Below are 11,855 nucleotides of genomic sequence, written 5' to 3'. Positions count from 1 at the left end.
CTCTAAAGAATTGGCTCACGCAGAGTTAGCAGAGTCAGCAGTAAAAAGCTGCAGTTATCTGCTGACTTTGCTAACTCTGCGTGAAAAAAATCGTTTTCGGGATTTCTCGTTACGGCAGTGTGTCGGCGAGCAGCTTCAGCACCGCGTCGGGGTTGTCGGTGTTGATCCAGTGGCCGCCTTCGAGCAGATGCAGGAAGACGCGGCCGTTCGCGCGCCCCGCCGCCTCGATGCGCGCGACCGACGCGGGATCGAGCGTGTCGGACTCCGTCGCCTTCACCACGTGGATCTCCACGCCGGGCGGCGGGTTTTCGATCACGTGCCACAGGTCGGTGCGGTAGAAGTCGCGCATCATCTCCTCCATCGCGTCGAGGTCGATGCGCCAGTGATAGCGCCCGCCGTGCGGCTCGAGGTTGATGGCCATCCACTGCGCCACCCCCGGCGCGTAGTCCGCCGCGATCAGCCGCTCCACCAGCTCGTTGCGCGAGTCGAAGTCGGGCGGCATGGCGCGCACCGATTCCAGCATCTCCCACGCGGTGCCCTCCGGCCCGCGTACGGCGGGGGTGCTGTCCATCACCCACACTTGGCGCAGCTCCGCGCCGTGGTGGTCGGCGTACGTCAGCGCCACCTTCCCCCCGAACGAGTGCCCCAGGACGGCGGCCGCGTGCAGGTCCATCTCCTCCACCAGCCGGTCCACGTCCGCCGCGCTCGACGCGATCGTGTGCGGCCCCGCGAAGCCGCGCGACTGGCCGTGGTTGCGCAGGTCCACCAGCACCGCGCCCCACTCCGGCCGCGCCTCCACCAGCCGCCGCGCGATGGAGCCCCAGTTGCGCCCGGCGCCGTAGATGCCGTGCAGCACCAGCAGCCAGCGCTCCGGCTCGCGCCCCGCCGCCGCCACGCGCGTGTGCGCCAGGATCGGGTTCTCCGCCATCATCTTCCGTTCGCCTGCCTCCATTGTTTGCCGAGGATTTCGAGCGGCGGAACGTAGCGCGGCAAGCGTGCGAGCGGCTAGTCCGCCGAAGCGGCCGCGTCTCCGCTCTTCTGCGGCCACATGCGCCAAAACTCGCCCTTTTCGATTTGTGGATAACGGGGATTTCGCTGCCGCCGTGCGGGAAATCGGCAGCGTAAAAACGGCCTCGTGTGCAGCTTGTAAATATCTGTACGCCAGCGTAGATTCGATGTCGCTGCCGACGCGCTCAAATCGGGGGATTGAATGGGCACCCGACCAAAGGAACAAGCCGGCGATACGATCCCGTTCTACTCCCGTCCCAAAGCGGAGCGGGACGAGATTCTCCGCGCCGCCGGCATTCGGCCCGCGCTGAGTGACGAGACGCCTCGCCTGGATTTCGAGCCGATCCGGGTCAGATGGTCGCTACGCTCGTTGTGGTATCGAATCTTCCCTGACGGACTCTGGTTCGAGCGGCCACGTTTTCCGAAGCGATTCCATAGGTCGGGTCGACCACAGACAGAGGAGCACCAGACAGAAGAGAACGTGGTCGTTCCGTTCTACTCGCGGCCGAAGGCGGATCGCGAGGCGATCCTTCGTGCCGCCGGTATTCGGCCCGCCGAGAGTGACGAGCCGCCAACGCCCTTCGAACCCATTCGCCTGCGCCCATCGCTGCGGCGATTCCTGATTCGAAAGTTCGGGCGCCGTTAATCGGATCTGTCCCATGATCCTCTTCCTCGACGCCAGCGCTCTCGTGAAGCTCTACCTCGAGGAGAGCGGCAGCTCGGCCATGCGTGACATGTTCGAGGCGCGGCGCTTCAGCGGCAGATTCTACATCTCCGATTACGTGGGACTTGAGGTGTTCGTCCGGCTCCACAAGCACAAACGGTCCGCATCCCGGCAGGGGCGGCGAGCGTTCCAGCACGGACTTCGGCAGTTCGAAACGCACCGAGCCCGCAACTTCAATGTCCTTGCGCTCGAACGGCACCTGCTCTTGGATGCCGAGGTGCTCGCGACTCGGTTTACCGACTCCGGAGCGGGAACGCTGGACCTGATCCACCTCGCGTCGGCGTTCCAGGTGCAGCGCAACGTACCCGATGAGAAGCTGGTGTTCGTCGCCGCGGATCGGAAGCTGAGGCACGTCGCCCAGCGGGCCGGGTTCCGGACGTTCGATCCCGAGCAAGAGCGGCCTGAAGACCTCGCGCGGATCTCCGATAACGCATGGTCCACGGGCGGGTAAAGAAGCCTCGCGCCGTTTGCGAGGCTTTCCAATGTTCCAGCCGCGGGTTTACCCGCCCGTCCCAATCCCCGCCGGACACACGAAGGGCCGGCATCCGCGCGGGTGCCGGCCCTTCGTCCTTCCGCGACCGGCGGCTCGTTGCTCCGTCGGTCGATCGCCGCGTCAGTGTGCCATCCCGCCGCCGGCGCTGGCCTTGCCGCGGCGCATCAGGAGCAGGAGGGGGAGGGTGAGCACCATCCCCAGCCCGAACATCAGGAACAGGTGCTCGTAGCTGAGCATCGCGGCCTGCCGCATCACCTGGCCCTGGATCACCGCGATGGCCTTGGTCTCGGCCAGCGGCGCGGGCGTTCCCTTCGCGATCAGCGCCTGCGTGATCATGGCCAGGCGCTCGCGCGTGACCTCGCCGTAGCGGCTCACGTGCTCGCTCAGCACGGCGTAGTTGGTCTCGCGGAAGCGGCTCACCAGCGTGGCCGTCACCGCGATGCCGATGCTGCCGCCCAGCTGCCGCGTCAGGTTGTACAGCCCCGTGCCGTTGGGGATCTTCTCCATCGGCAGGTCGGCCAGCGCCAGGTTGGTCATCGGCACGAAGATCAGCCCCAGCCCCACCCCGCGCAGGATCAGCGGCAGGAAGAAGTCGTGCTGCCCGCTCTCGGTGGTGAAGTGGCCGTGCATCCACATCGACGCGCCGAAGATGGCCACGCCGCACACCACCAGGATGCGCCCGTCGATCTTTCCCGTCGTCCGCGCCATGGCCGCCATGGTGAACGCGCTGGCCAGCGCGCCGGGAAGGATCACGAACCCCGTCTGCTCGGCCGTGAAGCCCAGCAGCGTCTGCAGGTACACGGGGAGCACGAACACCGTCGCGTAGAGGCAGCACCCCAGCATCGCCGCGAAGGTGATCCCCGCGGTGAACTGGCGGCTCTTCAGGATGCGCAGGTCCACGACGGGGTGCTCGGTGTGCAGCTCGTGCCACACGAACCAGGCGAGGGAGACGGCGCTCACCACCCCGTACAGCACCACCTCGCCCGAGTCGAACCAGTCCAGTCGCTCGCCGCGCTCCAGCATGGTCTGCAGGCACCCGATCCCCGCGATCAGCAGGCCGAGGCCCAGCCAGTCGACCTTCTCCACCTTCTGCGCGAAGCGCGAGTCGCGGATGAAGCCCAGCGTCATCGCCAGCGCGATCATCCCCAGCGGCACGTTGATGTAGAAGATCCACGGCCAGCTGAGCGCGTCGGTGATGTAGCCGCCGAGCGTGGGCCCGAGGGTCGGCCCCACCATCACCCCCATCCCGAAGATGGCCATCGCCGTCCCGAACTCCTCCCTCGGGAACACCTCGTAGAGGATGGACTGCGAGGTCGACAGCAGCGCTCCGCCCCCGATCCCCTGCACGATGCGCCAGAACACCAGCGCCTCGAGCGACCCCGCGTTGCCGCAGAAGAAGGAGGCCAGGGTGAAGAGCGCGATGGAGGCGGCGAAGTAGCGCCGCCGCCCGAAGCGCGCCGACAGCCAGCCGGTGATGGGGAGGACGATCACGTTCGCGACGACGTAGCCCGTCGACACCCAGGCGATCTGGTCGAGCGTGGCCCCCAGCGTGCCCATCATGTGCGGCACCGCGACGTTGACGATGCTGGTGTCCAGCAGCTCCAGCACCGATGCCAGGGTGACCGTCAGCGCGATCAGGTACCGGTTGCGGTACGGATCGTCCGCCGCCGCGCGCGCCTTCGCGCGTGCGGCGGGGAACGTCAGCGTCTGCGTGCTCACGGCCGGCTCAACTCCGCGCCTTGATGCGGACGAAGGCGCTCATCCCGGGGCGCAGCGGGAAGCCCGCGTCGCCGCGCCCGTCGAAGCGGATGCGCACCGGAATGCGCTGCACCACCTTGGTGTAGTTGCCCGTGGCGTTGTCCGGCGGCAGCAGCGAGAACCGCGCGCCCGTGGCCGGGCTGATGCTCTGCAGCCGCCCGTGGAAGGTGTGACCGGAGTACGCGTCGACCTCCACCTCCACCGGGTCGCCGGGACGCAGGTCGCGCGTCTGTGTCTCTTTGAGGTTGGCCGTCACCCACACGTCGGCGAGGTCGACCACGCTCATGACTGGCTGGCCAGGCTGCACCAGCTGTCCCACATCAAGGGATTTCCGGGCCACGACACCATCGCGCGGTGCGGTGATCACTGCGTAACTGAGCTGCAAAGCTGCCGCGTCGCGGGCGGCGCGGGCAGACTCGATCTTCGAGCGAGTCACGCGTACTCCCGCTCCAGCAGCCGTGGCTTGGCTACTGGCCGCATTCGCATTCTCCCGGGCTGCCTGTACCTGCGCGTCTGCGGCGCTCGCAGCGGCAACCACTGCGTCGTACTGCTGCTTGCTGACGATGTTACGCTCGGCAAGCGGGCGAAGGCGCTCCACATCGCGGTGTGCCTTCTCTGCGTTCGCCATCGCTGCTGCGATGTTGGCGCGAGCGGCGCCAGCCTGTGCCTCTGCCGCGGCCGCCTGCGCCACGGCTTGCCCACCGTTGCCCGCCGTCTGCTCTTCAGCAGCCGCAAGATCGGCCTCGGCCTGTTCCAACCGTGCGCGCAGATCACGGTCGTCGAGCAATGCCAGCGTATCGCCCTTATGAACCGGCTGGTTCTCCACGACTCGAACGCCGGCCACGTAGCCGCCCACGCGCGGCAGGATGGGGGTGATGTGCCCCTCGACCTGCGCGTTGTCGGTGGTCTCCCAGTTCCGCCCCTGCCACCAGCGGTAGCCGAAGTAGCCGACCAGGGCCAGCAGGAGCACGGCCAGGATGGGGAGCACGGGGCGCTTCTTCTTCGGCGCCTCGACGGCCTCGGGCGCGCCCGCGCCGTCGGCGGAAAGGGTGACGCGCTGCGGACCGGCGGGAGCGTCGGCCGTGTTCAGCTTTGCAGTGGCGTTGGCCATGGTCTCTTCGTCCTCGCGATGCATCCGTCAGCGGATGTTCAGGGTGGTCCCGGTGGCCCGGGCCAGGTTCACGCGCGCGGCGGCCGAGGCGGCCTGCGCGTCGATCACGGCGTCCTTCGCGCGCACCAGGTTCTGCTGCGCGTTGATCACTTCGATGTTCGTGGCCAGGCCGTTGGCGAAGCGCTCCTGCGCCTGCGAGAGCTCCTCGTTGGCCAGCCGCAGCCGCTCGGCGGCGATGCGCTGCTGGTCCAGCCCGGTGGCCACGTCGAGCAGCGCCGACCGCACCTCGGCGGCCACCTGCTCGCGCACGTCGGCCTCGCGCACCCGCGCCTCGTCGGCGGCCAGCGCCTGCTGCTGCTGGCGCGCCTCGCGGCGGAAGCCGTCGAACAGCGGCGCCGACACCTGCACGGCGATGTTGTAGGTGGGGAAGGCGTCGTGCGGGTTCAGCCCGGAAAGCCCGTAGTCGGCGGAGAGGTCCAGCCGGGGAAGCCGCTCCGCGCGGATGGCCTTCGACCCCAGCTGCGCCGCCCGCTGCTGCGCCTGCGCGCTCTTCAGCTCCGGCCGGTTCGCCAGCGCGGCTTGCAGCGCCGCCGCCTCGTCTGCGGGGACGGAGGTGGCCGCCGTCTGCGGCCCCAGCGCCTCGCCCAGGGAGATCGGCGTGCGGGGATCGATCCCCATCGCCCGCGCCAGGTTCACCCGCGCCTGCGCGAACTGGTTCTCGGCCACGGAGAGAAGGCCCTGCGCGGCGGCCAGCTGCGTCCGCGCGCGGGTGACGTCGAGCGCCGTGGCCACCCCGCGGTCCAGCTGCGCCTGCGCCAGCGTCACCAGCTCGCCCGCCAGGCGCACGTCCTCGCGCCGCGCGGTGATGGTGGCGGCGGCGCGCTCGGCGGTCACGAAGGCCTGCGCCGCGCGGGCGCCCGAGGTCTCCGCCGCGGTGGCGACGTCCGCCTGCGACCCGGCGGCCGCGGCACGGACGGCCTGCACGCGGACGAGCCCCGCGGGGTCGAAGAGCGGCGTCGAGGCCCGCAGCCGCGCGTCGAACACGTCCACCGGCCCGATCTTGGGGGGGATGGACTGCCCGGGCGGAAGCGGCAGCTGGAAGCCGAAGGTCTCCAGGTTCTGCGTGCGCCGGTCTTCGGCCACGGCGGCGGACAGGTTGGGAAGGAGCGCGCCGCGCGTCTCGCGGATGCGCTCCTGCGCCTGCTCGGCGCGGAGGCCGGCGATCTGCACGGCGGGCGCGGTGTCGGCGGCCACGGCCACCGCCCGCGAAAGGGTCAGGGTCACCGGCTGCGCGTTCTGCGCGGCGGCGGCCCCGGCCGTAAACAGCAGCGCGGCCACCGCGGCCGGCGCGAGCTCGAGCTTCATCGGGTCTGGTCTCCGTCTTCCGGGTCCTTCGCCAGTCCGCGAAGGAAGATGTCCATGTGGAGCTGGAGGTACCGCTCCATGTCCCACCCGTCGGGGTCGTACTGGATCATGGAGCGCTTGTAGATCGACGCCTGCACCAGCGGCGCGATGGCCAGCCGGGCCGAATCGGTCACCGGCACCGGGCGGAACTCGCCGCTGTCGATGCCGCGCTGGATGGCCGCCTGGAAGATGCGGCGCCCGCGGAGCACCACGTGCTCCACGTAGTACTGGGCTAGGTGGGGGAAGTTGGCCGCCTCGCCCGTCATCAGCTTGCTCAGGCAGGCCACGCGCTGGTTGCCGATCAGCTCCCACCAGCCGCGGATCAGCGTGCGGATCAGCTCCGCGGCCGAGCCCGTGTGCTCGGCCAGCATCCGCTCGCCGGTCTCGATGTTGGGCCCCATCATCTCCTCCACCACGGCGCGGAAGAGGTCTTCCTTGCTGGGGAAGTAGAGGTACACGGTGCCCTTGGTCACCCCGGCGCGCTTCGCGATCTCGTCCATCCTGGTGGCCGCGAAGCCCTTCTCCACGAACAGGTCCAGCGCGGCCTCCACGATCTCGCCGGGGCGCGCCTCGCTGCGGCGCCGCCATCGCGGGCCGTCCTGCTCGTCGTCGTACTGCGTCCTGATCTCGTCGCTCATGTGTGGGACCTGCGTCGACGGTTAAATAACTGACTGGTCAGTAAGATAAGGATTAGGACGCACAGGTCAAGGCCTCGAACGCAAGTCGTGGCGTGGGTTGGGGATAGGATTTTTCGGGGAGATTCAGACGATGCGGATCGCCGTGCCGGCTGGTGAGGCGGGATCTCACCACGACGAGTTCCTGCGGGGAAGGAGGGAGACCCAGCGCTGGCGCCTGATTCGAAGCTGAGTGCTCCCCCGCCCCTGCGCAGCGGGGGAGGGGGTCGGGGGGAGGGGGCCGTCTGCGGCCGCGGACAGGCTTGCCCTGTGGAACGGGGTCGATCCTCGCATCCCGCCGTTCATCCGTTTCTGTCCCGTGACCGCGACAGCCCGTGAGGGACCAATTCGCGCGCGTGGGGGAACGCCACGCAAGTCCGTGGAGCTTCGACGCTTGACACCGCCGAAAAGCCCGTTTACGATCCTTGTTGCACAGTGAACACGGTTCAGGCTCCGCGTCTCCCCCAGACCAGCCGCGTGCGCCACCACCCCACGGACCTCCACCCGGCCGCGCCCCCGTGGGCGGCAGGGTCCGTAAGAGCCCTCTCCGCGCCGCCATTCCACCGGCGGCCCAGCCCTTTTCCTGGCGGCCGGCCGGCGTAGCGCCGGTGCCGCCGCCCCCGGCGGGGTTCGCCCGCCTGTCTTTTCTCCCGCAGGAGGTTCTCCATGGACCCGCAAGCCCCCGAGACCCGCAGCAACCCCGCCGGCGGTCCCTATGGCGCCCCGGCGCCCGGCGCGCAGGTCGCGCAGACGGGCCGCCCCGACTTGGCGAAGCGGGCGATCGCCGCGATCATCGACTTCGTCGCCATCGCCATCGTGAACACCATCGTGAGCTTCGCGTTCACCATGGTGCTGGGCTGGATCGGGACGGCGGCCGCGGCCGCGGTGGGCACCGCGCTGATCCTGTCGCGCGACGTGCTGCTCGAGGGGCGCTCGCCCGGCAAGAAGATCATCGGGCTGGCGGTGGTCACCGCGCAGGGCGGGCCCATCACCATCCAGGAGTCCATCCGGCGCAACGCCACGCTGGCCATCGCCGCCGCGGCCAGTATCTTCGGCGCCGTGCCCGTGCTGGGGCTGCTGGCGTTCCCGCTGTACCTGGTGGGCGGGCTGGTGGGGCTGTACGAGATCTACCTGGTGGCCACCAACCAGCCGCGCCTGGGCGACAAGCTGGCCGGCGGCACCCAGGTCGTGTTCCAGGGTCAGCCCGCCATCGCCATCTGACCGTCTCGCAACCGCGTCCGAGCGCCCGCCCCACGCCGGGGCGGGCGCTCGCGCGTGTACCCGAACCCGCACCCTTCCCGACCACTTCGCGCCGGATGAGAAAAGACTTGCCGTGCACGTAAGGTGCGGACATTTTTACACCGTTGGTGCTTCACACCCTTTCAACCGCCCCCAGGAGGCACTTCAATGAACGGAGCAACCAAGACGCGCGACCCCTCGCCGGAGCGTCACGTCCAGAAGAAGAACATCGGCAGGCACGAGTTCACGGCGGGCTTCTATCCGGGATTCGCGCGCTCCATCCTCGTGAACGGCGAGGAAGTGTACGAGCAGCAGAAGCACGGGCCGTATCCCTTCGTTCTTCCCGACGGCCACGACAAGCCGCTGGGCCGCTGCGCGATCGAGCTGTCGAGCACCAAGGGCTACTCGTTCGTGCTGCACGTGGAGGATCCGGACCACGTGGTGGACAAGATCGAGATCACGCTGAAGCCGAAGGCCGGCGGCGGGGTGATGGCGTTCTCGGGCGACACCGAGGAGGGCCCCGACAAGATCACCGTGACCAACACCGCGCTCCTCTGCCCGCCGAACTGCTGAGCCACCTCTCAACTCCGGCCGGGCGCGCCTGCCGCGCGTTCCGTGCGGGAGGATGACCTCCGCCCGATCCGAGTCCTGAGGCCTTTTTTTTCCCGTACCGGGGGTGCCGGTGATTGGCCGGCGTCCGCGCCACCGTTGCTGCGCGCGTGCGGCGCCGGCCGGCACGCCCCGTAACCCGAACCTCCGTTTTGCAGGATGCCTGAGCCGATTCCCTTGAGCCTGGTGCTGCAGTGGCCGCTGCCGCTGCCGCTGATGCTGGTGGCCGTCTTCGCGCTGCGGATCGGCTCTGAGCGCGCGGGGAGCCGGTATCACCTGGCGGCGTGGACGCTCGTGGGCGTCGCCTTCACCACCTTCACCCTCTGCCTGGGCACGCAGACCGTGTTCGGGGCGGTGGCGTGGTTCGCCGGGAAGCACTCCGCCGAATGGGCGGACTACCTGCGCTGGCGCCCGGCGCTGGAGCACAGCCGCACCTTCCTGATGGTCGGCACCTCGGCGGCGCTCGCGGCGCTCGCGATGGCCCGCGCCGAGCCCGGCCGCCGTTTCGCCGTGGCCGCGGCGCTGCTCATGGCCGCGGGGATGGCGGCCGGCGCGGTCGGAGGCACGATCGAGGGCACGCTGAAGACGCTGCTGCACCTGACCACCGTGGCCGTCCTCGACGTGGTCGAGTTGCTGGTGCTGATGGGGATGCTGTTCGCGCTCCTGGTGTCCAACCGCGCCGACCGTTATCTCTGGGCCCTGCTGGCCGTGTACGCCGCCAGCGTGGCGCTGGGGATCGCCTGGCTGGTGGTGGTGGCGCCGATCGACACGCCCGGCGCCTGGCATCCCCCGCTGTGGACGTTCAGCGTGATGCGGCTGATCCTCTACGGCACCATGGCGGCGATCGCCTTCCGGCGCTGGCGCGTGGGCCGCCGCGGCCGCCCGATGCGCGGGATGCTGGGCCCCGAGCGGATGCAGATCTCCGCGCTCCGCTGACCGCGGATGATCGGAAACGAAGCGGCGGCGCGGGATCTTTCCCCGTGCCGCCGCTTCGTCGTTCCTCCATCTCCTAGAAAAGAAGGCTCACGCAGAGTCAGCAGAGAACTGCGGTTCAACTGCTCACCCTGCTAACTCTGCGTGAAACCAGGTCTTTCAACGGATCACGGCCACTCGCGCAACCAGAGGAGGAGGCCGGCGAGGATCAGCCAGAACAGGCCGTATCCCCCCGCGAACGCCACGTCGCCCCAAGCGCTGCCCCCCGCCAGCGTGACGTCGAAGAAGTGGCGCAGCGCCACGTGCGGCGGGAGCACCAGGGAGATGGCGTCGCGCAGGGCGGGCGAGATCGGCTGCCTCTCCATCTCCGCGAACACCGAGATCGTGTATTCCCACAGCGAGGTGACGGCGTACGCCGCCAGCGCGGCGAACGAGTCGCCTTTCGGCAGGACGACGGAGAAGAACGCCACCATCCCCCCGTACACCAGCGCGAACACGGCCGGCTGCACCATCACGCCCAGGCCCGCGCGCAGCTCGCCCCACGCCGCCAGCTGGCCGACGACGAGGAACGCCAGCGCGGCCAGGAGCGACAGCGCGTACGCCACCGTCCAGCGCAGCAGGTAGAAGCCGAGCGGGCGGGTGACGTGGGAGAAGTAGATGCGGTAATAGCCGCGCCGCCGGTCGGTGGAGACGAAGCCGGCCAGCAGCACCAGCATCGACGCGGCGGAGAGGTTCGCCAGCGTGAACCCCACCCCGCGCGGGTCGGTGACGAGCGGGTCCAGCTCCGCGCCGGCCGCGTCGTGGAGGTGAAAGCCGGGCTCGTACGCGTACAGCACCAGCATGACCAGCGCGACGAGCAGGAGCCGCCAGCGCAGCTGCCAGAGATAGAGCGTGATCACGCGCGCCCCTTCCCCTTCCCGCGCTTGCGGATGCCGTGGAAGCGCTCCTCCAGCGTCTCGCGCTCGGGCGCCAGCGCGCGCAGCGCCACGCCGCGCGCCAGCAGCGCGGCCACGCGCCGGTCCAGGTCGTCCACGTCCGCCGGGTGCACGCGGAAGGTGAGCGGCGACCCCTTCTCCGCCACCGCGTCGGGAAAGCAGGCGAGCACCGCCTGCGCCGCGTGCGGGGTGGACTCGACGACGATGCGGTAGGCGGGGAAGACGGTCTCGGCGGCGCGCAGGTCGATCACCTCCGACACCTTCCCCTCGTTGAGCACGGCCACGCGGTCGGCGGTGCGCTCCAGCTCGTCCAGGTCGTGCGAGGCGATCAGCGCCACGCGGTTCGGCGCGGCGGCCTTCCACTCGGCCACGATCGCCCGCAGCTCGGCGATCCACTCGGGATCCAGCCCGCTGGTCGGCTCGTCGAGGATCATCACCTCGCGCGGGCCCATCAGCGCCTGGGCGATGGCGACGCGCTGCAGCATCCCCTTCGACAGCGTGCGGATCTTCCGCTCCGCCACCCCCGCCATCGCCACCCGCTCCAGCGCCGCGGCGATCCGGGGACTGGGGTCGTCCAGCTCGCCGAGCGAGGCGAAGAAGCGCATCGCGTAGCCCACCGTCCACGCGCCGGGGATGGTGGGGAGCTCGGGGACGTAGGCCACGCCGCGGGTCTGCGCCCACGCGCGCGGCTCCATCCCCCCGATGCGCACCGTGCCGTGCGTGGGGCGGAGATAGCCGAGCAGGAGCTTGATCAGCGTGCTCTTTCCCGCGCCGTTGGGGCCCACGATGCCCATCACGGTGCCGGGCGGCACGTGCAGCGTCACGCCGTCCAGCGCGCGGACGCGGTTCCGCGGCGGCGTCGGCCAGCTTCCGTATTCCTTCGCGACGTCGTCCAGGTGGATCATGGGGCGGGAGCGTACGCCGGGGGTCCGGCGCGCGCAAGGAGGCGGGGAGCCATTAAGAAAGT

General features: G+C 69.7%; 11 protein-coding genes. 4 read left to right on the top strand and 7 right to left on the bottom strand.

What is annotated here, in order from left to right; genetic code table 11:
* Nucleotides 1-109: 109 nt before the first annotated feature.
* Nucleotides 110-928, bottom strand: coding sequence for an alpha/beta hydrolase (locus VF092_17635; protein HEX6749126.1), 819 nt, complete (start codon nt 926-928; stop codon nt 110-112).
* Nucleotides 929-1,667: 739 nt separating this feature from the next.
* Between VF092_17635 and VF092_17630 the strand changes: the two genes are divergently transcribed.
* The gene (locus VF092_17630) at nt 1,668-2,183 is read left to right on the top strand and encodes a type II toxin-antitoxin system VapC family toxin (protein ID HEX6749125.1); all 516 of its coding nucleotides are present in this window, start codon (nt 1,668-1,670) and stop codon (nt 2,181-2,183) included.
* Between the two features lie 162 nt (nt 2,184-2,345).
* Here VF092_17630 and VF092_17625 read toward each other — a convergent pair whose 3' ends face one another.
* Genes VF092_17625 through VF092_17610 form a run of 4 tightly spaced genes read right to left on the bottom strand, consistent with a single transcriptional unit; the run spans nt 2,346 to nt 7,136 of the window.
* Nucleotides 2,346-3,944 (bottom strand): DHA2 family efflux MFS transporter permease subunit, encoded by a 1,599-nt coding sequence (locus VF092_17625; GenBank protein ID HEX6749124.1) that lies wholly within the window; start codon nt 3,942-3,944, stop codon nt 2,346-2,348.
* 7 nt (nt 3,945-3,951) lie between these two features.
* Nucleotides 3,952-5,118 (bottom strand): HlyD family secretion protein, encoded by a 1,167-nt coding sequence (locus tag VF092_17620; GenBank protein ID HEX6749123.1) that lies wholly within the window; start codon nt 5,116-5,118, stop codon nt 3,952-3,954.
* A 3-nt stretch (nt 5,119-5,121) separates the two neighbouring features.
* Nucleotides 5,122-6,459 (bottom strand): TolC family protein, encoded by a 1,338-nt coding sequence (locus VF092_17615; GenBank protein HEX6749122.1) that lies wholly within the window; start codon nt 6,457-6,459, stop codon nt 5,122-5,124.
* The gene (locus VF092_17610) at nt 6,456-7,136 is read right to left on the bottom strand and encodes a TetR/AcrR family transcriptional regulator (protein HEX6749121.1); all 681 of its coding nucleotides are present in this window, start codon (nt 7,134-7,136) and stop codon (nt 6,456-6,458) included. Before VF092_17610 ends, VF092_17615 begins: the two co-directional genes overlap by 4 nt.
* Nucleotides 7,137-7,838: 702 nt before the next feature.
* Here VF092_17610 and VF092_17605 point away from each other — a divergent pair.
* From VF092_17605 to VF092_17595, 3 genes are all read left to right on the top strand, one after another.
* On the top strand, nt 7,839-8,393 hold the full coding sequence (locus tag VF092_17605) for an RDD family protein (protein ID HEX6749120.1): 555 nt from the start codon (nt 7,839-7,841) through the stop codon (nt 8,391-8,393).
* A gap of 186 nt (nt 8,394-8,579) precedes the next feature.
* Nucleotides 8,580-8,984, top strand: coding sequence for a hypothetical protein (locus VF092_17600; protein HEX6749119.1), 405 nt, complete (start codon nt 8,580-8,582; stop codon nt 8,982-8,984).
* A 195-nt stretch (nt 8,985-9,179) separates the two neighbouring features.
* Nucleotides 9,180-9,956, top strand: a complete 777-nt coding sequence (locus VF092_17595) for a hypothetical protein (protein HEX6749118.1) — start codon at nt 9,180-9,182, stop codon at nt 9,954-9,956.
* A 164-nt stretch (nt 9,957-10,120) separates the two neighbouring features.
* Here VF092_17595 and VF092_17590 read toward each other — a convergent pair whose 3' ends face one another.
* Together VF092_17590 and VF092_17585 are read right to left on the bottom strand one after the other, a co-directional pair.
* On the bottom strand, nt 10,121-10,852 hold the full coding sequence (locus VF092_17590; GenBank protein ID HEX6749117.1) for a hypothetical protein: 732 nt from the start codon (nt 10,850-10,852) through the stop codon (nt 10,121-10,123).
* Nucleotides 10,849-11,793: an ABC transporter ATP-binding protein gene (locus VF092_17585; GenBank protein ID HEX6749116.1), complete on the bottom strand. Its 945-nt coding sequence runs from the start codon at nt 11,791-11,793 to the stop codon at nt 10,849-10,851. Before VF092_17585 ends, VF092_17590 begins: the two co-directional genes overlap by 4 nt.
* Nucleotides 11,794-11,855: the final 62 nt, after the last annotated feature.

Origin of the sequence: Longimicrobium sp., assembly GCA_036377595.1 — a bacterium.
Taxonomy (GTDB): Bacteria; Gemmatimonadota; Gemmatimonadetes; order Longimicrobiales; family Longimicrobiaceae; genus Longimicrobium.
The sequence above is the reverse complement of the archived record's forward strand: the minus strand, read 5'-3'. Positions and strand labels throughout refer to the sequence as shown.